Source organism: Streptococcus anginosus, from assembly GCF_900636475.1.
Taxonomy (GTDB): Bacteria; Bacillota; Bacilli; order Lactobacillales; family Streptococcaceae; genus Streptococcus; species Streptococcus anginosus.
In genome coordinates this window covers 1,863,937-1,888,995 of record NZ_LR134283.1, presented here as the reverse complement: position 1 = coordinate 1,888,995, position 25,059 = coordinate 1,863,937, and the positions used below count along the sequence as shown (strand labels likewise).

Annotated in this window: 24 protein-coding genes and 2 pseudogenes; 4 read left to right on the top strand and 22 right to left on the bottom strand. The window is 39.4% G+C overall.

Translation table 11 applies throughout. The annotated features are described in order from the left end of the window. Positions 1-33: 33 nt before the first annotated feature. A complete protein-coding gene (locus tag EL079_RS09395; protein WP_003031749.1) occupies positions 34-519 on the top strand; it encodes an NUDIX hydrolase in 486 nt (161 codons plus the stop codon). Between the two features lie 31 nt (positions 520-550). On the opposite strand, the gene dnaJ is transcribed toward EL079_RS09395, so the two are convergent. The 13 genes and pseudogenes from dnaJ to EL079_RS09335 form a co-directional block, all read right to left on the bottom strand. Beyond that, positions 551-1,684, bottom strand: coding sequence for a molecular chaperone DnaJ (gene dnaJ, locus EL079_RS09390; RefSeq protein WP_003031746.1), 1,134 nt, complete (start codon positions 1,682-1,684; stop codon positions 551-553). Positions 1,685-1,950: 266 nt separating this feature from the next. Further along, a complete protein-coding gene (locus EL079_RS09705) occupies positions 1,951-2,121 on the bottom strand; it encodes a hypothetical protein (protein WP_155237281.1) in 171 nt (56 codons plus the stop codon). A 14-nt stretch (positions 2,122-2,135) separates the two neighbouring features. Beyond that, positions 2,136-3,968, bottom strand: a complete 1,833-nt coding sequence (gene dnaK / locus EL079_RS09385; RefSeq protein WP_003031777.1) for a molecular chaperone DnaK — start codon at positions 3,966-3,968, stop codon at positions 2,136-2,138. A 212-nt stretch (positions 3,969-4,180) separates the two neighbouring features. Further along, the gene (grpE, locus tag EL079_RS09380; RefSeq protein WP_003031739.1) at positions 4,181-4,711 is read right to left on the bottom strand and encodes a nucleotide exchange factor GrpE; all 531 of its coding nucleotides are present in this window, start codon (positions 4,709-4,711) and stop codon (positions 4,181-4,183) included. A gap of 60 nt (positions 4,712-4,771) precedes the next feature. After that, a complete protein-coding gene (hrcA, locus tag EL079_RS09375; RefSeq protein WP_003031782.1) occupies positions 4,772-5,806 on the bottom strand; it encodes a heat-inducible transcriptional repressor HrcA in 1,035 nt (344 codons plus the stop codon). 544 nt (positions 5,807-6,350) lie between these two features. Next, on the bottom strand, positions 6,351-6,932 hold the full coding sequence (locus tag EL079_RS09370) for a DUF2812 domain-containing protein (RefSeq protein ID WP_003031752.1): 582 nt from the start codon (positions 6,930-6,932) through the stop codon (positions 6,351-6,353). After that, positions 6,932-7,246 carry a PadR family transcriptional regulator gene (locus EL079_RS09365; protein ID WP_003031792.1) on the bottom strand — a complete coding sequence of 105 codons (315 nt, stop codon included), beginning with the start codon at positions 7,244-7,246 and terminating at the stop codon, positions 6,932-6,934. Before EL079_RS09365 ends, EL079_RS09370 begins: the two co-directional genes overlap by 1 nt. A 157-nt stretch (positions 7,247-7,403) precedes the next feature. Next, complete coding sequence (locus EL079_RS09360; RefSeq protein WP_003031732.1) at positions 7,404-8,093, bottom strand: histidine phosphatase family protein; 690 nt, start codon at positions 8,091-8,093, stop codon at positions 7,404-7,406. A gap of 135 nt (positions 8,094-8,228) precedes the next feature. Then, positions 8,229-8,924, bottom strand: a complete 696-nt coding sequence (locus EL079_RS09355; RefSeq protein WP_018543582.1) for a histidine phosphatase family protein — start codon at positions 8,922-8,924, stop codon at positions 8,229-8,231. A 203-nt stretch (positions 8,925-9,127) separates the two neighbouring features. Beyond that, positions 9,128-10,465: a PFL family protein gene (locus tag EL079_RS09350; RefSeq protein WP_003031734.1), complete on the bottom strand. Its 1,338-nt coding sequence runs from the start codon at positions 10,463-10,465 to the stop codon at positions 9,128-9,130. 12 nt (positions 10,466-10,477) lie between these two features. Next, positions 10,478-10,744: an ACT domain-containing protein gene (locus EL079_RS09345; RefSeq protein ID WP_003026213.1), complete on the bottom strand. Its 267-nt coding sequence runs from the start codon at positions 10,742-10,744 to the stop codon at positions 10,478-10,480. A gap of 112 nt (positions 10,745-10,856) precedes the next feature. Continuing rightward, positions 10,857-11,028, bottom strand: a pseudogene (locus tag EL079_RS09340) (substrate-binding domain-containing protein); the annotation flags it as partial. A 178-nt stretch (positions 11,029-11,206) separates the two neighbouring features. After that, positions 11,207-11,521 carry a TfoX/Sxy family protein gene (locus EL079_RS09335; RefSeq protein WP_018543583.1) on the bottom strand — a complete coding sequence of 105 codons (315 nt, stop codon included), beginning with the start codon at positions 11,519-11,521 and terminating at the stop codon, positions 11,207-11,209. Positions 11,522-12,157: 636 nt separating this feature from the next. On the opposite strand from EL079_RS09335, the gene EL079_RS09330 reads away from it, so the two are divergent. Then, positions 12,158-15,370 (top strand): LPXTG-anchored zinc carboxypeptidase, encoded by a 3,213-nt coding sequence (locus EL079_RS09330; RefSeq protein WP_018543584.1) that lies wholly within the window; start codon positions 12,158-12,160, stop codon positions 15,368-15,370. A 186-nt stretch (positions 15,371-15,556) separates the two neighbouring features. On the opposite strand, the gene EL079_RS09325 is transcribed toward EL079_RS09330, so the two are convergent. The 4 genes from EL079_RS09325 to wecB all read right to left on the bottom strand — a co-directional run bounded on the left by EL079_RS09325 (position 15,557) and on the right by wecB (position 20,061). Then, positions 15,557-16,660 carry a glycosyl hydrolase family 8 gene (locus EL079_RS09325; protein WP_003032946.1) on the bottom strand — a complete coding sequence of 368 codons (1,104 nt, stop codon included), beginning with the start codon at positions 16,658-16,660 and terminating at the stop codon, positions 15,557-15,559. An 8-nt stretch (positions 16,661-16,668) separates the two neighbouring features. Next, a complete protein-coding gene (locus EL079_RS09320; protein ID WP_003032949.1) occupies positions 16,669-17,979 on the bottom strand; it encodes a glycosyltransferase family 2 protein in 1,311 nt (436 codons plus the stop codon). A gap of 143 nt (positions 17,980-18,122) precedes the next feature. Next, a complete protein-coding gene (locus tag EL079_RS09315) occupies positions 18,123-18,911 on the bottom strand; it encodes a hypothetical protein (RefSeq protein ID WP_003032945.1) in 789 nt (262 codons plus the stop codon). A gap of 1 nt (position 18,912) precedes the next feature. Further along, on the bottom strand, positions 18,913-20,061 hold the full coding sequence (gene wecB / locus EL079_RS09310) for a non-hydrolyzing UDP-N-acetylglucosamine 2-epimerase (RefSeq protein ID WP_003026224.1): 1,149 nt from the start codon (positions 20,059-20,061) through the stop codon (positions 18,913-18,915). A gap of 460 nt (positions 20,062-20,521) precedes the next feature. Between wecB and EL079_RS09305 the strand changes: the two genes are divergently transcribed. Then, entirely contained in the window at positions 20,522-21,103 is a 582-nt protein-coding gene (locus EL079_RS09305) for a TetR/AcrR family transcriptional regulator (RefSeq protein WP_003030910.1), read from the top strand. 340 nt (positions 21,104-21,443) lie between these two features. Then, positions 21,444-21,521, top strand: a pseudogene (locus EL079_RS09300) (site-specific integrase); the annotation flags it as partial. A 98-nt stretch (positions 21,522-21,619) separates the two neighbouring features. Here the strand turns inward: EL079_RS09300 and rpsI are convergent. The 5 genes from rpsI to rlmB all read right to left on the bottom strand — a co-directional run bounded on the left by rpsI (position 21,620) and on the right by rlmB (position 25,048). Further along, positions 21,620-22,012: a 30S ribosomal protein S9 gene (rpsI, locus tag EL079_RS09295; RefSeq protein ID WP_003030908.1), complete on the bottom strand. Its 393-nt coding sequence runs from the start codon at positions 22,010-22,012 to the stop codon at positions 21,620-21,622. Between the two features lie 19 nt (positions 22,013-22,031). Continuing rightward, positions 22,032-22,478, bottom strand: coding sequence for a 50S ribosomal protein L13 (gene rplM / locus EL079_RS09290; RefSeq protein WP_003026230.1), 447 nt, complete (start codon positions 22,476-22,478; stop codon positions 22,032-22,034). A gap of 181 nt (positions 22,479-22,659) precedes the next feature. After that, positions 22,660-23,529 carry a DegV family protein gene (locus tag EL079_RS09285; protein ID WP_003030925.1) on the bottom strand — a complete coding sequence of 290 codons (870 nt, stop codon included), beginning with the start codon at positions 23,527-23,529 and terminating at the stop codon, positions 22,660-22,662. A gap of 143 nt (positions 23,530-23,672) precedes the next feature. Further along, on the bottom strand, positions 23,673-24,317 hold the full coding sequence (locus tag EL079_RS09280; RefSeq protein WP_018543586.1) for a hypothetical protein: 645 nt from the start codon (positions 24,315-24,317) through the stop codon (positions 23,673-23,675). Next, a complete protein-coding gene (gene rlmB, locus EL079_RS09275; protein ID WP_003030872.1) occupies positions 24,317-25,048 on the bottom strand; it encodes a 23S rRNA (guanosine(2251)-2'-O)-methyltransferase RlmB in 732 nt (243 codons plus the stop codon). The genes EL079_RS09280 and rlmB overlap by 1 nt, the downstream gene beginning before the upstream one ends. Positions 25,049-25,059: the final 11 nt, after the last annotated feature.

Here is a 25,059-nt window from a genome sequence, read left to right as displayed (position 1 = left end):
AATATGCTACACTAGAATACGGAGGAAAGATAAATGACTGATATTACTTTTTGCGAAACGAAATCTCGATTTCGTTACAAAGCTGCTGCCGTCATTATTGAAGAAGGCGCGCTTGCTTTTATGACCAATCCAAACGAGGATTATTTTTATCCTTTAGGTGGAGCTGTTCAGCTAGGAGAAACTTCAGAAGAAGCTATTCTTCGAGAAATTAAGGAAGAAACTGGACAGGACTACGAAATCGATCGATTGCTGTTCATTCACGAAAATTTTTTCCAACAAAGTTCTGGCAAATTAGCTGGTCTGAATTGCCATGAAATTTCCTTTTATTACTTGATGAAGTCAAAAGGCCAGCAGTTCCCAAGCTTTTCTGCTGCCGAAACAGTTGAATGGATTCCACTAGATCGAATGGATGAGTATCAAGCCTACCCAAATTTTCTAGCAAAACTTGTTTCCACACAACCAACTGGTATCAAGCGCGTCATCACCAAAGATGAAAAACACACAATTTTATCCTTATAATATAAAAGAGCAGCGTCAAACTGCTCTTTTCTTATTGCTCAAAGGCATCTTTCATTTTATCAAAGAAACCTTTTTTCTTTGGATTGATTTTCATATCACCAGCTTCTGCGAACTCTTTCAACGCTGCTTTTTGTTTGTCGTTAAGTCCTGTCGGTGTTACAACATTGACTGTGACATACTGGTCTCCCATACTGCCGCCACGAAGGCTCGGTGCTCCCTTTCCACGCAGGCGGAAGCGTTTGCCAGTTTGTGTTCCTTCTGGAATGGTTAATTCCACATCACCGTGAACGGTTGGTATTTCCACGCTGTCACCTAAAGCTGCTTGAACGAAATTGAGATTGAGCTTATAATAAATGGTTGATCCATCCCGTTCAAACTTGTCACTTGATTCCACCTGAACGACGACATACAAATCACCATAAGGTCCACCATTGAAACCAGCTTCACCTTGCCCAGATAAGCGAACTTGTTGACCAGTTTCAACACCTGCTGGAATTTTAACATGAACACTATGGGCTTGCTTTTCATGCCCTGTTCCGTGACAAGTTTGGCAAGGGTCTTTGATTTCTTGTCCACGTCCATGACAGACATCACAGGTCACCTGACGGCGCATCATTCCAAGAGGTGTTTGTGTATCCACATTGATCACGCCTGCCCCATGACAGCGGCTACAAGTGACTGGATTGGTTCCTGGTTTCGCACCAGAGCCATGACAAGTATGACAGGTCGCCTCACGATTGTATTTAATTTCTTTGTCTGTGCCAAAAATGGCTTCTTCAAACTTAAGGTTGACTCGATATTGCAAATCATCTCCTTGACGAGGTGCGTTTGGATTGCGACTTGCACCGCCTCCACCAAAGAAGCTAGAGAAAATATCTTCAAAGCCACCAAAGCTAGAACCATCAAAGCCACCGAAACCGCCAGCTCCACCACCGAAGCCTCCATTAGCACCCGCAGCACCATATTGGTCATAGGCTGCTCGTTTTTGCTCATCACTCAAGGTTTCATAGGCCTCTTGGACTTCCTTGTATTTCTCTTCAGCACCCGGTTCTTTATTGATGTCTGGGTGATATTTTTTTGATAATTTCCGATAGGCTTTCTTGATCTCATCCTGAGATGCATTCTTAGAGACACCTAGACGGTCATAATATTCTGTATTGTTCATAATATAAGATACAAAGGGCGTTAAGCGGGCACAGCCAAAATAGGAGTTTTGACGAAGAATCCAGAGATTCTAGGAAAAACTATCTTTTTGGCACAGTCCGTAGCCCGTGTTCAGTTACGAACACTTTCCTTTCGTTTTAATTTAACAGAACGAACTTTTTTAGGGCATGTTCAATTCTAAGATTCCATTATCCAAAAACAGAGGTTGGTTTATCAACCCCTGAATTTATCTGTTACAAATCGGCTACAAGTAAGATTGAGCAAGCACTAAATTATAATCCGCAATTCTTCTTGCCAAGATGTGACAAAGGAGGTTTTAGGATTTTCCTGAGATACTCCTATCTCATCGTTACGACGGGGGTTTCGAGCTAGTAAACCGTCTAGCTCGACCGCCTTATAGTGGCAAGCGTTAGCAGATGAGCTGCTTCGAGTAGCCATTTTGCTTTGGCGTCTTATTTCTCAGTAAACTCACCGTCTACGACATCATCACCTTTGTTGTCGCCTGTATTTGTTTGGCTTGCACCTTCTGCTCCTGCTTGAGCTTGTTGGGCTGCAGCCGCTTGTTCGTAAAGTTTCACAGCGAGAGCTTGCGCTTTTTCATTGAGTGTTTCAAGTTTTGATTTCATGTCATCCAAGTTGTTGTTTTCTTGGGCTTTTTTCAATTCATCAAGAGCAGCTTGAGCAGCGTCACGTTCTGCATCAAAGCCTTTGCCTTCTGTTTCTTTGATAGTCTTTTCAGTTGCAAAGATAGCTTGATCCACTTCGTTACGAAGATCTACTTCTTCTTTACGTTTTTTATCTGCTTCGGCGTTTGCTTCTGCATCTTTCATCATGCGGTCAATTTCTTCATCTGTCAAACCTGAGTTCGATTGGATAACGATATGTTGTTCTTTTTGCGTACCAAGGTCTTTAGCCTTAACAGACACGATACCATTTTTGTCAATATCAAATGTTACTTCAATTTGAGGGATACCACGAGGTGCAGCAGGAATGTCTGTCAATTGGAAACGTCCAAGTGTCTTGTTATCTGCTGCCATTGGGCGTTCACCTTGAAGAACATGGATATCCACAGCTGGTTGGTTATCAGCAGCAGTTGAGAAGACTTGTGACTTAGAAGTCGGAATAGTCGTGTTGCGGTCAATAAGTTTTGTAAATACACCACCCATAGTTTCGATACCAAGTGATAACGGTGTTACGTCCAAAAGGACAACGTCTTTAACATCACCAGTAATCACACCACCTTGGATAGCAGCACCCATAGCAACCACTTCGTCAGGGTTTACAGATTTGTTTGGTTCTTTACCAGTTTCAGCTTTTACTGCTTCCACAACGGCTGGGATACGTGTTGAACCACCAACAAGAATAACTTCATCAATTTCTGACAAGCTAAGACCAGCGTCAGACAATGCACGACGAACAGGTTCTTTTGTGCGATCCACAAGCTCACGAGTCAAGTCATCAAATTTCGCACGTGTCAAGGTCATTTCTAAGTGGAGAGGTCCAGCTTCTCCCGCAGTGATGAATGGCAAGCTGATTTGAGTAGACGTTACACCAGAAAGGTCTTTCTTAGCTTTTTCAGCCGCATCTTTCAAACGTTGAAGAGCCATCTTGTCAGTTGACAAGTCAATACCATTTTCTTTCTTGAACTCAGCTACCAAGTGGTCGATAATCTTTTGGTCAAAGTCGTCACCACCGAGTTTGTTGTCCCCTGCAGTTGCTAATACATCAAAGACACCGTCGCCTAATTCAAGGATTGACACGTCAAATGTACCACCACCAAGGTCAAATACCAAGATTTTTTCTTCTTTATCTGTCTTGTCCAAACCATAAGCAAGGGCCGCTGCTGTTGGTTCGTTGACAATCCGTTCTACTTCAAGACCAGCGATTTTACCAGCGTCTTTGGTTGCTTGACGTTGCGCATCGTTGAAGTAAGCAGGAACTGTGATAACTGCTTTGGTTACTTTTTCACCAAGGTAATCTTCAGCATAGCCTTTCAAGTATTGAAGAATCATAGCTGAGATTTCTTGTGGAGTATATTCTTTTCCATTTGCTGAAACTTTTTCAGAAGTTCCCATTTTTGATTTAATGGAGATAATCGTATCAGGGTTTGTCACTGCTTGACGTTTTGCTGCGTCACCAACGATGATTTCACCGTTTTTGAAAGACACAACAGACGGGGTTGTACGGTTACCTTCTGGATTTGCAATAATTTTACTTTCAGTTCCTTCAAGAACTGCAACTGCTGAATTTGTTGTACCTAAGTCAATACCAATAATTTTGCTCATTATTTTTTCCTCTTTATTTAGAATTTCTTTTTTGATACTCTTCTTAAGTGGCGGCGCTATCAGAGCTTGACTATGTCAAGCTCTTTATTAAAGTTTGCGCAGAGAGCACCACGGTGAAGAGTGTCGCCAATTGTTCACTTCGCTCACGGTCTAGTAGAGCGAAAATATATTTTCTTTCTTCATAGTTTACCGTCGTTTCGGACGAGATCTTTTTATTCTGCTACCACTACCATAGCTGGTCTTAGGAGACGTTCATGGAGTTTATAGCCCTTTTGGAAGACTTGTGCGATGCTTCCAGCTGGGTGATCATCATCTGCCGGCACCGTCTGAATAGCCATATGGAAGTTGTGATCAAACTCACCGTCTGTCGGAACTTCTTCAATTCCTTCATCTTTAAGGGCGGCAATCAAACTTTCCTGTACCATTTCTAGCCCTTTTCGGACATCGTCAGTCAACCCTTCAACTGCCAAGGCACGTTCTAAGTTATCCAACGAAGGAAGAATTGCTTTTCCTAAGTCTTGGCTACGATATTTCTGCAATTGTTGACGTTCTTCATTTGCTCGGCGCTGAATATTTTGCATTTCAGCAGCTGCACGAAGATATTTGTTTTCAAATTCGTCTGCGCGCTCATTCGCCAAATCCAATTCGGACTTCTCAGGAGCTACCTCTGTTGTTTCTTCAGACGTTTCTTCTACCGAAATGTCCTCTTTTTTTGCTTCTTCTTGCTGTTTTTCTGCTGCCACTAGGCACCTCCTTATGGTATTTTATGTATTTTTCTATCTATAGCTATCAGCTCTGTCGCCTTAATGCACTTCATAATGATTGCTACTCAGATATCTATAAAAATCTGTGAGCTTCATCGTTAAAACGCGATTGACAACATTGAGTTGACTGACAACTCGCTGATAATCTAAATTGACTGGTCCAACGACCGCTAGCATGCCAAATCCCCGGTAAGGAATGAGAAATTTGCTAGAGATGAGCGTCAAATTCGCCAGACTGCTTTCTCTGCTGTCTGCCACGCGCACCGTCTGCATTTGATCTTCAGCTAAACTATCTCGAATTTCAAAAGCCACTTTTTGCGGTTGGTCAAAGAATTGATAACTCTTTAGATCTGAAAAATTCAGCAACTTCACCTTACCAGATACAATGACATTTTCTTTGAAAATATCACTAAAGATATGCTCGAAAAGATCCATAACATTATCGGTCGTTGTAAAATAACGCTGGATAATTTGTGGAATCTCTGTCCGAATCTTATAGTGAATATCAAGAACTGTTTGTCCTAAGAAACGCTCTTGTATCAATTCTTTCAGCTGAATCAAATCATCTCGCAAGAAATTACGGGGAATCATGAACTGGCTAGTAATCGTATTGGACTCATCCAAAGTAAAGACTGCTAAAGCTGTATGCTGGCTGAGAATCACAATGTCAAAAGCCGTCAAGCGTTGTTGACTTGGTTCTACATCAAGTGCTACCACCGTACATCCACTTAGCGTTGAAAGAACGTCTGCTGCCTGTTGAAGAACATCCTCTAATTTGAAGAATTCATGGTCAAATGCCTTGATTACTTCGTAAAGTTCATTTTCAGCAAGACGATCAAAGGAAAGGGAATGTTTGACAAAGTATTGAAACCCCGCCACACTTGGCTTGCGTCCACTTGATGTGTGCGCTTTTTCCAAAAGCCCCTGCTTTTCAAGAACAGCCATATCATTACGAATCGTCGCGCTGCTAGACTGGATTGATTCTTGTAGGGCTTTGGATCCGACTGGCTCATGGGTCTTTGTAAAGATGTCAATGATCAAGTTTAAAATCTCATTCTGACGTTCCGTTACCATGACATCACCCCTTTCAGCTTTGAGCTGGAATATGAGATTTTTTGTTTAGCACTCTACACACCCGAGTGCTAACTTATGATTCTATTATACACGGTTCATTTTTAAAGTCAAGACAAAAACTCAAAAAATTAGCACTCTTTTTGCAAGAGTGCTAAAAATCAGTCTGAGGACCTAGTTTTTCTTCTTTTTCACAAGACATATATAAAGGAGTAATTCCACAGCCGCTAAAATCGGCAACAACAGAAGTATGACATTTGTTAGCCAACCCAAGAAATTTAATTTTTCAAAGTTCCAATGGAAATAGTTAGGAAACAAAATGGCAGTAAGAAATAGCAATCCTGTCACATTCGACAGTAAAAATTGTTTTTTTATCGTTCATTAAAATTTTTTTCATAAAAAATCCTTTTCTATTTTAAAAATAATTGTATAAAGCAAACCATACCACCTTATAAAAGGTAACCAGTCAAGAGAAATTAGGGAAGAATGATGACAATCTGTAAGACAGAATTTCACAATAATCTAAGCTTTTTTCTTTCTCAACATATTAATCATCCAAATTTGTCAGCTCCCTTCTTTTTATCAAGAATCGTCTAACAATATGGATTAGTATTCCCAAAAGAAGTAATAACAGAGTGGAAACAATCACTAGAATGATATAAGTTAGCAAACTAAAGGACGAATGACGTTTCATAATCATCCAAACTGAGGATGAGAGCGCAAGTGTGCCTGCTATAACTGGCAACAAGCGCTGATCAACAATCCGTTTCATCATTCCTAACTTCGATCGAGAATCATTATAAATCTCGAATTCTTCTTCGCTTTTAATTTTTGATACTGGCTTACGAAAATAAGAAAAACTATTGAAATCTAGAACATGTTCCCAGCCATAATCGTCAAACAACTGAAAGTAATGAGCCTGCTCTGCCTTCTCTAAGGGCTGAAAATCCAGCTGATAACTGTAATCTTCTGGTAGGCATTTTTCAAAAGTATATTTTGCCGCTAGCAAAAAAGGCGACAAATTAACTTTAGCTAGCTGCCATCCTGCCTTGTGCATCTTCCGCAAATAGGCTGCTTCTTCGTCGTAATCTGCAATCGTAAAGATTTTATAAGTCGTTTTCTTTTCCATCACACATCCTCCTTGCTATTTCGATAAAGTCGCTCAATTCGTTTCAGTTCTATTTCCAAAATCTCTCGTCCTATTTCTGTAATCTGATAAATTTTACGTTTCTCCTCTTCGTGAGAAAAAACAATCAAACTATCTTTCTCCATTTTAGACAAAGTTCCATACATAGTTCCCGGACTAATTACAACCTGCCCTTTTGTCAGTTCTTTTACTTTCTGTGTAATGTTATAACCATGACTTTCTTTTTGCAAGCAAAATAAGATATAAAATCCCGTCTCTGTCATGGGAACATAAATCCGTCTTAATTTATCATCCATACTATTCACCTCGATATATCGAACTTCGATATATACATTGTATCGAAACTCGATATACTTGTCAAGTATTTTTAGCAATAAAAAAGGAGAGAAAGTCGTTCCCAAAAATCAACGCTTATCTCAACCTCTTAAATTATTTTTATTAAAAAAATGACTCTTACTCAATTTCATCCAGTATTTTCTTGCCAACCTCACGATAAGACATATCTCCAATGCAGTCAACTGTAAACTGACCATTCTCGTATTCAATGACGGTCACACTACCATTGTCTAAACCATGCGGTCTTGTTTGGTCAATGAGGTACACAAATGTTCCAATGGTCATACCGTGGCTAACAATCAGTGCATTGCCACCACCAGCAGCTTCGATTTCCTTGGCAATATCTGAAAATCCTTCCCAAATGCGGCTGCTCAATTTTTCCCAACTCTCAGCCCAACCAGCTGTATCAACTTCTACCAGGCCTTCAGCCAGCTCAGGGTAACTCAATTGATGAACATGCTCTACATTGAAAACACGGGGCATCACTCCCATAAATAGCTCACCATCATAAGCTCCATCGAAACTACCAAAACACCATTCGCGAAGTCGTTTGTCTGTGCGATAAGGAATACGTCCGGTTAATCCGAGTTCCTCTAGCATAATTCCCATGGTTTGAATCGTCCGCCCGCTATCGCTAGAAAAAGCTTTTGCAAATTGCAGCCCCGACTCGCGAAGTCCAATTCCTAGCTCACGAATTCCACGTTCCCCCACAGCAGTCAAAGGCGTATCAGACCAGCCTTGCGCCCGACCGATTGTATTAAACATGGTTTTCCCATGGCGAACAATGTATAATCTTGTTTTTGCCATATTTTACCTCCGTTTTTCTTACTATATTATATCATTTTTTGCAGAAAGTCGTTTGAGAGATGAAAGAAAAATCGGGAGTAAGACAAAAGTCACCATTTGTAAAAAATAACTTTTCTCACATTCCCGTTTTTATGATTAGTTTTGTTTTTCCAATATTTTAGCACCCACTTGGCGATAAGCCATGTCTCCTAACGCTTCAATGGTGAATTTCCCATTTTCATATTCCACAACCGTTACACTGCCATTTTGCACACCAGGATTTAAAATGATAGACGGATCAATCAAACAAGCAAAGGCACCGATTGTCATACTGTGGCTGACGACAAGAGCATTGCCCCCGCCAGAAGCCTCTACATTTTTTGCAATGGCTGTAAAACCTTCTAAAATACGTCCACTCAGCTTTTCCCAAGGCTCTGCCCAGCCAGCTGTATCCACTTCTACTAGACCGTCTGCCAATTCCTGCAAGGTTAGTTTCTTATAGTCTTCTACATCCAGCACTCGTGGAATCACGCCGTGAAACAGATCGCCACCATAAGCACCGTCAAAACTGCCAAAACACCATTCACGAATCCGTTTGTCAAAGGTATAAGGAATTTTGCCGGTTAAACCGAGCTCTTCAAGGACAATCCCCATGGTCTGAATCGTCCGCCCAGAATCGCTAGAAAAAGCCCTTGTAAATGTAAGTCCTGATTCTCGCAAACCAATTCCTAATTCATGAATGCCACGTTCCCCTTCAGCCGTAAGTGGCGTATCACTCCAACCTTGTGCCCGACCAATTGTATTAAACATCGTTTTTCCATGACGAATAATGTATAATTTCGTTTTTGCCATTTCAATCCCCCTTTTCAAAAGAAGAAGCTGGAACAAAAGTGCTCAGCTTCCTTTGCTTATATAGTCATAATTATAAGACGCAGTGGCTGAGTGGACCCTAATACGTTGATAAATCAACTTTTTGCAGCCCTACTCAACCGTGCGGAGGTGGGACGATGAAATCAAGTTTCTACGAAACTACTGATTTCTGTCCCACTCTCATTTTAATTTTTAAAACTATGAATCGGTGCTGGAATTTGTCCACCACGCGCGATAAAATCAGCTGATGAAGCTTTATTGACTCTCATCACTGGTGCCGTCCCTAAAAGACCGCCGAACTCAATCATGTCGCCTTCTTTTCCTTTAGGAATAATCCGCACCGCTGTTGTTTTCTGATTGATAACCCCGATAGCGGCTTCGTCTGCAATCATAGCGGCAATCGTTTCAGAGGGTGTATCCGCTGGAATGGCAATCATATCCAATCCAACCGAGCAGATAGCGGTCATGGCTTCTAATTTTTCTAAATTGAGAGATCCATTTTGAACTGCTGCAATCATCCCTTCGTCTTCTGAAACTGGAATGAAAGCACCAGATAAACCGCCAACTTGATTACAAGCCATAACACCGCCTTTTTTCACTTGGTCATTGAGTAAAGCCAAGGCTGCCGTTGTGCCATGCGTACCGACTGTTTCCAAGCCCATTTCTTCCAGAACACGGGCAACAGAGTCGCCGACAGCAGGTGTTGGCGCCAAGCTTAAATCAACAATCCCGAATTTAACACCCAGCCGCTCACTAGCCATCTGTCCGACAAGCTGACCGATCCGAGTGATTTTAAAGGCTGTTTTCTTGACTGTTTCCGCCACTACATCAAAACTTTCGCCGCGAACTTTTTCAAGGGCACGTTTGACGACACCAGGACCAGAAACGCCTACATTGATGACGACATCAGCTTCGCCAACGCCATGAAAAGCACCCGCCATAAAAGGATTATCCTCGACCGCATTGGCAAAAACAACTAATTTCGCTGCCCCCATGTCAGAAAGTTCTGCAGTTTCCTTGATGACACGTCCCATATCTGCAACTGCTGTCATATTGATTCCTGACTTGGTGGATCCAATATTAACAGATGAGCAAACCTTATCAGTCTCCGCTAAAGCTCGCGGAATGGAACGGATAAGGATTTCATCCCCTTTTTGATAGCCCTTTTGCACCAGAGCAGAAAAACCACCGATAAAATCGACACCGATTTCTTTTGCTGCTCGATCCAGTGCTTTTGCCAAAGGCACATAGTCATCACTATCTGTCGCAGCACCAATCAAGGCGATCGGAGTCACCGAGACACGCTTGTTGACAATGGGAATACCCAGCTCCGCGGCTATTTCATCACCAACTGCCACCAAATCTTTAGCTTTCCTTGTAATCTTTTGATAGATTTTTTCTGCTGCTCGCTCAATATCCGTATCAATACAGTCGAGAAGTGAAATCCCCATGGTAATCGTCCGAATATCAAAATTTTGCTCCTCAATCATGGCAATCGTTTCAGTAACTTGCTTTATATCCATTTTTCACCTCTGTTAGATATTGTACATGGCATCAAAAATCGCTGCACTTTGAATGTTTATTTTGACATTAAGTGTATTGCCAAAGGCTTCAAATTCATTGCGCAATTCTGTAAAATCTTTCTTCTCTTCACTAGAAACAACCGCCATCATGGTGAAAAATTCATCTAAAACAGTCTGCGAAATGTCATCAATATTCAACCCAAGCTCTGCAATTTTGCTCGAAACTCCTGCCACAATCCCTGTTCTATCCTTACCAACAACCGTAATAATTGCTTTCATTTTTTTACTCCAATCAACATCCTTTTTCCTATTGTAGCATAAGTAAAGGAAATTTGCATAAACCGAAAGAGAAAAATACGACTTTTATCCCTCAAGCTCTACCTAATCGTTATCAATTGATTGTTGATTCTTTCCAATGAACACTACAATCCAGCACTTGTTGTTTTTCTTCCTGATGCCACCCCTCAATCTGGTCAATCAAAATTTTGGTCGCCTGCTGGCCTTCTTCAAAAGCTGGTTGGCCTTGTCGTGATACTCGGCGAAGATAAGCTCGTCATCTCGGTCAACGGACTGAACGAAAACTCGTTCACTTCATCCGAGGGTCGGACAGGCTACCCGAAAACTGGTTTGCTCTGTCCTAAAGCGTTTTGTCAAGTATCTTTTTGATTTACTGTTTTGTAATTTGCTATATTATTGTTTTTATTTAATTATTTAATTTCAACAAACTGAAGTTTGTCAATCTCATTTGGCTTTCTTAGGTTTCTTCTCGGGCAGTTCCGTATACATTCCTCCCAGTAATCCTACAATCAAATTCGCATCCTCAAATTTGTCGAATACGTGCATCAGAGTCTTTGACCCTTCATACGGATAACGCAGTTCTGAATCTGCAAGAAGTCTGTCCGATGTCGGCGTTCTCTTTAAAAACAGTTCATTATTACAAATGTCACCTATCAGCTTACCATTAAAATATACAAGGTATCCGCCCATCATGGATTTTATGGCAATATCACCAACTGTAGAAAAACATTCACGTACATATTCGTTAAATTCATTCACTATGATTCCTCCCACAAATTCTAATTTATTTACGCCGCTTCACTATTACTTCTTTATTGATTGCTGTCAACTCTAAAATCGAGAGTCATACCATACTATTTTTTCACATAGTGAATTTCTCATAATATCCCATCTTCCTAAAATCTTTAATATATATGATATTATACCACTTTTAAGACAATTTCCCCATCGTCAAATTTCCTACTCACTCCCAGAAATCGATACAAAAACAACCTACTTTTTCTTCATTCTTTTCAAAATATCTTACCTTTAACAACTTGTCTTAAAAGGTTTCCTTTCTCTAGGGATTAAAGAATATTTCAGTTGCAAAAGTCTTACCTCTAACCTTCTTCGTTAGAACATTGTCAGACTTTCGAGGTGAAATTTATTCTTTGATCGTCTTTAGTGTGTGCTTTGGGATTTTCTGCTATTCAATTCCTGCCAAAATTCATTACATATCTATTTATTTTGATATATTTCTATTTTTTGTCTACACTTTTGATTGAAACCGTTTACACTTTCTGGTATACTATCTTTGTATACTTCAAATAAGTAAGGGAAGAAAAAAAACAGAGAATAACTAAGAGCTATTTTCGTTATTTTTGATGCCCTCAAATTTCATAAAGGAGGTTTCTTATGAAAAATTCATATAAGAAACGATTGTACACAAATGTTCTCAGCTTGTCAGCTGCCGTTCTTGTTGCAGTTTTAACGCAAGGAAATGCTGCTGCAGATACGCAAGATAGCACGGAGACACAGCCTATTGCTAACAAGACAGAAACGGTAGTCCCTGCCGAAAAGTCAAGTACGGAAACAAACACAACAGAAGCGACAGCGACACCAGATTCCTCATCAGCCGAAGCTCAGCTTCCCACAACAACCAATCAAGAAGAAGCACACAAATCAGAAAGTGCTCCTTCAATAGACAGTTCGACTTCTACTACAAACGAATCCGGAACAGAGACTCCTGCAACACCTGTAAAACCAGAAACACGAGCAGCTGAAACAGAAGAAAAAAAGGTTCAATTAGCTGATAGTACAGTCCATATGTCTGAAAAAGCTACCATTACTGAGACTGTACAGGAACAAGGAGCCGCTGCTGGCAAGGTGACTTGGAAATTAGATAATAAACCAATCGCTGAATGGAAAACTTGGAATATGGAAAAAGGAGACTTTTCAGGAGATTCCTTTGTCACCATTGAGGAAACAACTAATGGCTCTGACCTCAAACTTTCTCTCAAATTTAATGAATTATTTGGAAAGGATTTAAGTCTTCGGACGCCAAATAATATCCGCAGAACCTATCGGCAATTCATCGGAAATCATGAGCTCGTTGGAACAGATGAAGAATCCGGTCTGACAATTCGAAAAACACTTGTTTTCCGACCGTATGAAAACTTCCATACTCACGAAGAAATGTTAGCTGCTATTGAAAAAAGTCGACAAGAAGCTAAAAATGATCGGCTTGTTAAAATTGAAAACATTGGTACCAGCGCTCAAGGACGGAAAATTAAGTTAGGCATTATCAGTTCTGATCAAAAAAGCATTGATGATTACCTCAATTCAACCAATAAAATGGCGCTAACCAAACCCGCTGAAATGTTGGCAGCCCTCAAAGATGGCAAGTTGAACTATAAACTTCCTATCCTCATTAACAATACACATGCGGATGAGCAACCTGCTATCGATATTATTACCGGCTTGTTCAATTCTTTCGCAACCCAAGACCAAATCAGCTTTAAAACAACTCAAGCAGATGGAACACAAAAAATCGTAACCCTCTCCGTTAAAGACCTTCTCAAGAAATTCATCTTCCTCTTTGATTTCACAGAAAATCCTGACGGAGATGTTGCCAATACACGTGCACTTGCAAATGGTCTGGATCCTAACCGCGATACGAGCTATCAGACAAACCCTGAAACTCGCACGGTTGCTGGACTTATCAATAAATGGAATCCAATTGCACTTTACGACATCCACGGCTTTGTCAAGGACTTCCTGATTGAGCCAGCAACTCCACCGCACGATCCAAACTTTGAGTATGATCTTTTAGCAGACCTTATGCTAGAAAATGCTCATCACATGGGACGTGCTGGCGTTGCCAATTCTAACTATGATCACTACATCATTCCGAAGTTAGACTGGGGCGACGGTTGGGACGACTCTTTTTCTGGTTATACTGGTGTTTATGGCATGTATCATGGCATTCTAGGACACACTATTGAAATCCCTCAAGGAAATCAAGAATCTTACAAGGCTGGTTTCCATGCTGTTTTGGGAGGAATTGATTATTTATCCCAAAATCCTGATAAACTCATGGAAATGCGCCTCAACTTCTACCTTCGTGGCGTGAACAAAGTAGAAGATCCAAAAGCTGAAAATGAATTAGTTGGACCAGATGGTAAAGTGGTCGGTCGTATCAAACATGGACAAAAGAAATTCTTCCCCGATTATTATGTGATTCCAATGGGACTTGATAAGAGCAATGACTCCCAACAGGCCTATAATATGATTGAATACTTCAAGAGAAACGGCGTTGTCGTTCAAGAATTGAAGGAAGACACTGGCGGTTATAAGAAGGGTGATTTGGTTGTTGATATGGCACAAGCTAAACGTGGCTATGCCAACCATATCCTCTACAAGGGCTCCAACGAATCTGCTTGGGCCGCTATGTATGCAGAATTGCTGGTTAATTTCCCAGATATGAGGGGATTCAAAGCAGTAGCAGTCTTTAAAGAAAAACTCTTTGACGGTAAACTCGGTGAAGTAACTGCTCTTCGTGCTACTCGGACTAGCGAAATTGACCACAAAGCACCATATTATGTCATTGCCAATACTTCAGAAAGTGCCGTTCGCGCTGTCAATCGTGCAATCCGAGACGGTAAGAAAGTTTATTTGACAGACGATGGCTACATCGTGGATACACCTACTTTTGCCAACCTGCTGAAAAACTATGCAATCTATGGAGATGCCCTTTATAAAACTCCTCAAGGGCAAACCTTAAAAGCTCTAAAAGTTTATGCACCGCCTCATCAATACTATTGGGCTGGTGTGGATACTCCTGCTCATACCGCTCTTGCTTTGAAGAATTTAGGATTTGACATTGTCAATACCCCTGAAGAAGCTGATGTGATTGTTTTAGAAAGTGACAACTTTGACAAGTCCCTCCTTGGTCTGAAGCCAACTATTGTAGTAGGCGGAACTGCTATGCAACGCCTTGAAGAACTCGGTGTGGTTGACGGCTTTGACGCAGAGCAACTCAAAAATGGTGGTGATTATGAAGGCTTGATGAAAGCGATCATTGATGACAAAGATCCGTTGACTAGTGGTTACAATAAGAATGATCTTTTCTATTCTAACTCTGGAAATTGGATTGCTAAAGTACCTGCAAATTTCAAGACATTAGCTTCGATTGCTGGCAGTGATTATTATATCGCTGGTTGGTGGCCAGGTAATGAACAGTTAGCCAATAAAATTGTAGCTATTTCTGGTAGCTACAAAGAACAACCACTCTTTATTTATGCTGGCAACCCAACAAACCGTCTTCACACGATTCATTTCTACCGTTGGGTATCCAATGCTATCTTTGGCAGTCAATTAGCTCAACTGAAAGATCTTGAGAAAGAACAAAAACCTTCTACTGAAGTTGTTGAAATCATCAATCAAAAACCTCAGGCTGGTCAAGCTACAACCCTACGCTATACTCCTCAACCTCAAATCATGAACGCTACTCGAAAAGCTCAACTTCCACAAACAGGAAGCAAAGAAAATCAAAGCAGCTTGGTTATTGCTAGCATGTTCATTCTTGTCAGTGGCTACTTGCTCCATTTAAAGAAAAAAGAAGAATAGAATACTCTACTAGTAAAAACGAGTCTGAGACAAAAATGTCCCAGACTCGTTTACTTTCTTCTAAAATAAAACTCAATATGCAGTAGTTAAGTAATCCCTAACTAATACCACCAACTCAACCCTACAGGGTGGGGCGACAAAATCAATTTCTTACGAAATACCAATTTGTGTCCACTTCTATTTAGTTTATAAAGCATCTAGTGCAACAAGGGTAATCATGGCTGCTTCATAATAATTTTCCTTTGACAAATCTTGCATAAAAATATATTTATTTTGCTGAACCAGTTTTCGATATGCTGAATTTCGGCTGGCTGCATAGAAAATCGGAGCGCCAAAACTAGCAGACTGATAATGATTTAGAGCCTTACCTTTTAACGTATAACCAGCATAAAGCACTTCTTGTTTCATAAAGAAATTCATCATTTTATTCAATATATTCTGGCTTTGTTTATCCCGACTTTGCGCTAAATTATATGGCAAGCGACAAGCATTGTAATAATAATCACCGTCATACTTAGAAGCAACAGCTTTTTTCTCAGCTGCCCGAACTGTATCTGCTTCCACCCAAAGGAAATCAGGAAGTAGACCTGTTTTTGATTTAGCACTCATCAATTCTAATTTAGACAACATATTTGATTTTATCTTTAACCATTGTGCATTGCCTGTCAGCTTATAAAAGGCTTGAAATTGTGCTGGAAGGACATCTGACGTTCGCATTAAACGATAGTATTTTGAGTCTGAAGTTGCCCAGTTCCCAACTGTCAACACTCCTGTTGTACTATTGTAATTATAAGTCAAAATATCCTTTAAGATTGCCCTAGCCTGTGTATGATATGCATCAGCCTTCTGTGGCCATAATTTAGCTGCTCGAATCAGAGCATACGCAATATAAAGATCGCCATCTGTTGCATTATTGGTTTCGGCTGTAACGACACCATTTTTGACTGTTTGTCGCCATGACATCAGCTGCGTGTTTTTCATGCGATGTGCTAAATAATAATTGTATAATCGTTCAAAATCTTTCTGGCTGGCATACCCTTGCTTTGCCGCTTCAACCGCAGTCACCATTCCATAGCCCTGCGATTCAGACAGCACAACATCCTTTTTCTTATCGTTCGTTGTTTTGACGTAAGCCTTGTCTTTTTGCTGAACTACATAATTTTTTGACCATTGTTGGTAAATCTGATTCTTCAAATGACCTGTACTATTGAATCTAACATAAATAAAAATAGTAATGATTGCCAATAAAATAGCAACTAACCAAACATATCTTAAATTTGTTCTTTTCACGTTTCCTCCTATCCTGCAAATCGCTTCGTTTTAACCCACTTGGTTCCGTCACGATGGAAGAGTTTGTCCAAGGTCACAGAAGTTACAGCATCAATTGAAACAATGATGAATAGCTGCGAATAAGTAAAGTAAGAAATCAAAGCTAACCAAATCTGCTTAGAAGTCGCTTGACCAAATTGGGAGGCTAGAGCGATATTGATTTGTAAGAGATACAGCATAATCATCAAAAGCCAATTAAACAACATCAATTGCGCAATGTAAATATTACTTGAATCAAATGTAAAAGGAATATGAACACTTGGAACAAATAGATGAACAATAATAGCAATCACATTTGACAAAAGGACAATATCTGATAAAATTATTGCTGCATTAAACCAGAAGAAAACACAGGAATAGTAGGCTACCTCTAATTTCACGCGCCAATTGCTCTTGTCAAACAAATGCTTGAAATTTGAAATCACAACTTCATAATTTCCTTTAGCCCAACGTTTCCGCTGCATATAATAGCTTTTAACTGTCTCTGGTTCTTGTTGGAAAGCTTCAGAATTATAAGCTAAAGCAATCAATTTCCCACTTTGCATAATTTTAAAAGAAATATCCGTATCTTCTGTCAAGGCGCCATTTCGCCACCCACCAATGCTTTTTACAAATTCAGTGTTGATAATAAAGTTTGTGCCAGGAATGCGACCAATTTTAAACATATGCCACATACCAACATGTTGAATTCGTTGCGTCACGACAATCTCTTGATTGATACAACGTGTTAAGAAATTTTGATTCGCATTTCGTGTCTTGTTTCGACCAAAAGATGCCACGTGGCGTTCTGGATCTTCCAGAACTTTCTTAACAAGAAAATAAAGAGCATTTTTCTCTGGCATAGCATCTGCATCATAAACGCAGATATATTCACCCTTCGCCATTTTCAGAGCATCATTTAAAACGCCTGCTTTTCCGCCAGTCCCTTTCCGGTCTGTAATGGTAATATCTCGTGTAGCATATTCTGGCATCGCTTTTACTTTTAACATTTCTTGATAAGTAGTATCTTCACAATTGTCCGCAAATAAAAGCAATTCCACTTTGTCATGTGGGTAATTCATATCCAAAATAGCTCTTGTTGTTTGCGCAATGACCACATCTTCATTATGGGCTGGTACCACAATTGTAACCATCGGATAGCTCTCTAAAGGACTAGTATCTACTTTAAAGTCGCTATGTTTTAGCCAAAAATGAACACCTGAACTCAAAGTAACTAAACTCCAAACCAAGGATAACCAAATGGATACCAGAGTGATAATCATAATCAACTGACTAATCATGGTTCACCGCCTTAAAGTTTTTATTCACTCTGTTATAAATAATTAAATAACAAATAAACAGCACAACAAAGCATACAGCAAAAAAGATACTAATTGCCAATGCTACTCCAAAAAATATATTGGTTATGGTCACAGATTCCCTCCTAGTATTCTACAATAATGTCTGTTTCAAGTTGTCTGTCCAGATTTTTAACAAAATCATCAAAGTTTAAAAACTTTTCACAATTTTCTGAATCAATCAACAGATAGCCTGATTTATACTGCACTTCGTGCACACTCTTACTAGTTTTAAAACGCAACAGTAACAATTTAGCAAGCATGCTGTGCTGAAATAATTCTACTAGAGACTGTCCTTCTCCTGAAGATAAAATGAGAAAATTTCCATTTGAAAGATAATAAACTGTTCCTGTTTCTTGCATGCATTTCTTTAAAGTTGCATAGAGGCGCACCAACATCCAACGAAATTCTTTTGGATAAATTTGTTGAAAATAATCATTATGCGCCCAATGGACTAATAAGGCTTGAAAGCTTTCTTCCCGTCCATCTCGAACCGCCTGTAAATGGCTTTCATACAATTCTTTTGCTTGCTCACTATAGTCTTTGACAATAGAAAGATAGGTTCGTCGATGAATATTAACTTGCTTGGCTATTCTCAGAACTACTGGAAAAGTAATCAATAATAAGAAACGCTGATTTGCTGGTATATACACAACACCTGCCACTAAAAACAAAGTTGCTAATACAACGCTAAAAATTAACAGCCAAGTCAGCAACATATCTGGTAAGACAAATACACTCAAGATAGCAAGAGCAATCAAAATAATTTCAACATGAAAAATACTACTCGCAAAATAGAAACTATAACCAACAATTGCTAAAATTACGATAATTAGTAAAGCAATTGTCCATTCCAGTTCTTTTTTTCGATACATCTTATTCTCCTATCACAAAATTTTTTGGTCTGGCTGCATAACCAAAGTAATACGCAATCGCCTCTACAATTCGCTCAGACGCTCTGCCATCACCATACGGATTGCCAGCTTGAGACATTTGATGATAAACAGTCTCATCTGTCAACAATGTCTCCATAGCCTCGCGAATATTCTCACTTTCTGTTCCAACTAACTTCAATGTCCCAGCAGTCACGCCTTCTGGTCTCTCTGTCGTATCACGCAATACCAGCACCGGTTTTCCTAAAGAAGGGGCTTCCTCTTGGACACCTCCAGAATCAGACATAATGAAATAACTTCTCGCTGCAATATTATGAAAATCCACAACATCTAAAGGCTCAATTAGATGAATCTGCGGATGATTGCTAAGAATTTCCTTTGCTGCCTCTTGAACGGCTGGACTTAAATGAACAGGATAAATGACCTCAACATCATCATGCGCTTCGACCACTTGCCGCAAGGTTCTAAACACACGACGCATTGGTTCTCCTTGATTTTCACGACGGTGCATGGTAACAAGAATCAGCCGATGATTTGATGGTATTTGCTCCAAAACATCATGATGATAATTCTCTTGAACAGTCAATTTTAAAGCGTCAATCGCTGTATTTCCTGTAACAAATATGTTTTTTTCATCATGATTTTCCTTAATGAGATTTTCTTTACTTTGCATCGTTGGAGCAAAATAAAGATCTGTTACAGCATCTGTCATTTGACGATTCATTTCTTCTGGAAATGGAGAATACTTTTCCCATGTCCTCAAACCAGCTTCCACATGTCCAATTCGAACTTGATTATAAAAAGCTGCCAAACTTGTTGCAAATGTTGTCGTTGTATCTCCATGTACCAAAATGATGTCAGGTTTCACTTCTTTTAAAAGTTTGTCCAGTTGGTTTAAAATTTTTACTGTAATATCCGTTAATGTTTGACTTTTTCCCATGATGTCCAAATCAATATCTGGTTCAATGTTAAAGGTTTGCAATACCTGATCTAACATTTGTCGATGTTGGGCAGTCACAACTGTCATGGTCTCAAATTTTTCTGATTGTTTTTTCAATTGAAAAATAAGTGGAGCCATCTTGATAGCTTCAGGTCTTGTACCAAAAACGACCATTACCTTTATTTTTTTCACGTTTTCCTCCTTATAACAGAATGACACAAATAAAAACGCCTAGCTAAAATAAGACAGCTACCCCCTACTATACACTAATATTGTACCGCTTTAAATTTATACCGTCAATATTTTAGCATACATTCTATATGATTTTGTCCTATTATTTATGTAAAATTTATCCTCTTATTCAGCACTGTTTTATAATAGTAAAATTATTATGTATTAAAAATAGTGCACTTTTACTATTACATCATAATTAGACTATTCTATCAATATTTTTGTTTATCTTATTTTTACAATACCATTCACAGATGTTAATTCTATCTCAAACAAAACACAGATTCATGATAAATGTTATTTTTGTTAAACTTAATAAATAGCAATTTCAAAAGGATTGCATTAACGTCTTTATTACTCACTTTTTCTTGCAATCTTTTTCTCTTTTCATTATACTAAAAAGAGAGAGGAGTTGTTTTATATGGTAAAAGGTAATCAACAAAAGATTTTGGATGCTTTCTATGACTTAGCAATGCAAAATCCCAATGAAGCCAATCTCTCAATGAGTGACCTTGCCAAAAAAGCTGGTATCTCACGTCAAGCAATTTATAAACATCATTTCAATAGTGTTGACGACATCATTGAATCCATTCATGAGAGTATTGATAAGCCCATTTACGAAATGTTTTTAGAATATGATACTCTCGAAAATAAAGACCCATTTCTTTTCATTGCAGATAACATTTTCCCTATTCTTTATGAAAATCGAAAATGGCTAAAAATGCTGTATTCTAGCTCAACGGATCCTTATTGGACCAATTATTTAAAAAAGATTTACACAAAATGGGCACTTGAAAATATCAAACCGAATCAATCCCTTATTGATTTGCCAGACGATTTTATCATCTCCCTACTGGTTCATTATGTGATTGCCAACATTGAAGTGTGGATAACCCAAGAAAATCCACTCCCACCACAAGTCTTCAAAGAAAAATTTTTAACCCTTGTTCATTCTTCTCTTGACCAATACATCTCACTAGACAAAGATAATCATATAGACTAGAAAAAAGAGCCCGAAAAATCGGGCTTTTAGAATATAGCTATTTTTCCTAGCTGGTAATTTTTGACAGAATAGCCCATACAATCAATATGTTTGTAGAGGCTATTTTTGTATCTCTTTTTCCTTGGTTTGTAACAGCAACATTTAAACAGTGCTCTGACTTTCATATAATTTAGAATTAAGCAAAGAAAGAAATGATTTATCTACTTTTGAAGTAATCATCAGACTACAATTTACTACTTATATGACTGATGATGACAAACATTAGCGTAAAAATAGTGTGTAAAATAGGAAGCACTCTGGTAAAACTTCATAAATACAACTACATAAATACAACTACATAACTAAAAACTACATCAATACCTCTAACATCGTTCCAATGGCCGTTGGAGAAATTGCCTATCGCAACCTTAAAAAATAATGGTGGCAATTTGGGTGGCAATTCTTCAAAGAACGCATCAAAAAACACCCCATGGTGGCAACCATGAAGTGCTGTAAAGTCTGTATTGTAGCTGGTTCTTAACGTTTTGAGAATTGTGATGCTTTACGAGCTTTCTTAAGACCTGGTTTCTTACGTTCTACCATACGGGCATCACGTGTAAGAAGACCAGCGCGTTTGAGTGAATCGCGGAAGTCTGGATCTACTTGAAGAAGGGCACGAGCGATACCGTGACGGATAGCTCCTGCTTGACCAGCGTAGCCACCACCATCAACATTTACGAAAACATCGTATTGACCAACAGTTGAAGTAACTGCGAATGGTTGGTTGATGACAAGGCGAAGATCAGCATGTGGGATGTATTCTTCAACATCTTTTTTGTTTACAGTAATTTTACCAGTTCCTGGAACAAGGCGAACGCGTGCAACAGCGTTTTTACGACGTCCAGTACCTGCATATTGTGCTTGTGACATAGCTTATTTGTTCCTTTCCTTAGATAAGTCCTGAAATATCAAGAACTTCTGGTTGTTGTGCAGCGTGCGTGTGTTCAGCGCCTACAAATACTTTCAATTTCATACCTTGAGCACGGCCAAGAGTATTATGTGGAAGCATACCTTTAACTGATTTTTCAATCAAACGAACAGCGTTCTTAGAACGGAGTTCACCAGCAGTAATAGATTTCAATCCACCTGGGTACATTGAGTGAGTGTAGTAAACTTTATCAGTTGCCTTTTTACCAGTTAATTTTACTTTTTCAGCATTGATAACAATCACAAAGTCACCTGTATCAGTATGAGGTGTGAAAGTTGGTTTATTTTTTCCACGAAGTACGCTTGCTACAACAGCAGAAAGGCGTCCAAGAGGTACATCAGTAGCGTCTACTACATACCATTTACGTTCAACTTCACCTGGCTTAGCCATGTATGTTGTTTTGTTCATGATTTCTCCTATATGAATATCGTTTTTGTTTACAGGGCGGATGTTCCGGTCCGCAAGTTATTTGGAAGGTTCCGGGGCCTTACAAATGGGGTAAACAATACCGTTTACTATCATACCAAATTTTAGGGGTAAAAGTCAATATATTTGATAAATTATTTATGAAAGAACGGTTTCATTTCGCTTAATCTTGATTTTCATGGGCAATACTGAATAGTCCCAAAGTTCCAGGACCCGTGTGAGTGGCAATAACGGGACCTAATGGCAAGACTAAAACATCATTGATTTGCTCTGACATAAGAAGTTGCTCTTTTAAGACTTGAGCCACCTCTTGGCTGTCTGCTCCAGCATAAGCAATCACCACGCGCGGATCGGCAATATCCTCCAAGGTCATGCGCACCACCTCAGTCTGAGCCTTTTTCTTCCCACGGACTTTAGCCACAGAATCCAGCCTTCCATCTCCCTTGACTGCAATGACTGGCTTAATATTGACTAAACTTCCCATAAGAGCTGCGGTCTTTGAAATTCGTCCGCCCCGCATGAGGTGATTGAGGTCATCAACCAGAAAATAAGTCTTGACCTTCGGCACCAAGCTCTCAATCAAGTCTGCTGTCTGCTCCAAGGTCTGGCCAGCCGCTCTAGCTTCTGCCGCCTTCATGACTAAAAGTCCTTCACCCATAGAAGCCGCCTTGGTGTCAATGATACGAATCAGTGCATCTGGAAAATCTTCCAAGACTATCTCCCGTGCCATGACAGCACTCTGATAAGTACCTGATAGTGCCGAAGCAAAGGCTACATAGAGAACTGGCGTTCCTTCCTTGGCATAGCCGCGAAAGACATCTTCAAACTGGCCGACATTAATCTGGCTGGTAGTTGGCTTGCTGCCGGACTCCATCTTATCCAGAAGTTCTTGGCTGGTCAGCTTGCCTGCACCAACTGTCTCATAAGTTTGGCCATCTAGCTGAATGGTCAGGCCTAGGACCTGCACATCATTTTCCTGAGTCCAGTTTTCTGGCAAGTCTGCTGTTGAATCGGTTAAAATTTTAAAGGTCATCTTTTTTCTCCATCATTTTTTAGTTCCCACAGAGAGTCTTCTCCATGGACATAAGTGGGTTATTAATGGTGCTTTGAATTACCACCTTATTGGGGGGCTAGCTATTAAACTTTCTTGCTTTTTTGGAAAGTTATTTCGCTAGATCAGTCTAAAACAGGACTGACAGCTTGAAAGCCTTTCAAATCAAAAATATATTGGAAATATTCATCTTTTGAATCTTTTAAAATAAGGTTTGCTTTGCCATTAATTAATTCAATACAGACCCATTCCCCATCTTCACATTCAACATCATATCTTCTATCTTCTAAAAATAAATTTGTTAACTGTCCTTCTGGATATTTATTTTTAAAAGAAACCATCCCAGAGTTATCACTTCGATAAGCAAGCACAGGAACTTCAACTTTTTTAGCCCCCATATAAAAGGAACTGATACATCTCTTTTCAGCAAGGAACTCATATTTTCCTTTTACATAATTCACAATCTCTTTATTTAAAATTGTAGAAAAATTAAGAATACTGATGAAATCCGCCTTATCACTGGATGAGGTTTCCACCTCAACCAGATATTTCAAAGTGCCATTTACTTGACTTTCTTGACCGTATAAATCCGTGCAATTCAAGGAATATTGGGTCAATAAATCCTCTAAGGGATACTGATCTGCTTCCTCAGTGATTTCAAAGCAAAAGCAATAATTATCTTCTCCTTTATTATGATAGATATTATAAATAATCGGTTCAAACTTTTCTGTTTGATATTTTTCTAACTCATAACTTCCAAGTACTTGCATTAGCCCACCCGATTTCTAAAGACTTCATACATGAGAATAGCCGCCGCCACACTAGCATTAAGGCTCTGCACATGTCCATTCATAGGAATGGTAAGCATTTCATCAACTTGCTTTTTAATATTAGCAGAAATGCCCTTGCCTTCATTGCCGATAATCAGAGCCAGTTTACCTGCCGTATTCCACTTAGTCGAAGGGGTGCCATTCATATCTGTGCCAAAAATCCAAAAACCTGCATGTTTTAGTTTATCCAGAGTTTGACTAAGATTGGTCACACGAGCAATGGGAATATGCTCCACCGCACCAGTAGAGGTCTTTGCGACGACCGGCGTAACACCAACCGCCCGATGCTTAGGAACAATGACGCCTGTAACATTTGTCGCGTCAGCTGTCCGCAGAATCGAGCCCAAATTATGTGGATCTGTTAGACCATCTAAAATGAGCAGCAGAGGATTCTCTTCTCGCTCTGCCATTTTTAACATCGCTTCAAAGTCTGTATAGGCAAATTCCGAAACGCGCAAGACAAAACCTTGATGAACGGCACCGTCTGTCATTTCTTGCAGTGTTTTTTTGCTTGTCCAAGAAATAGAAACCTTTTTTTCTGCTGCCAAATCTTTCATCTTAGCAACATTTTTCCCACGTAGGTCATCTTGAATATAGAGTTTATTCCCAGTATTGGCCATGAGAGCTTCCGTCACAGCATGTACACCGTAGACAATATCATTATTTTCCATAGCTTTAGTAT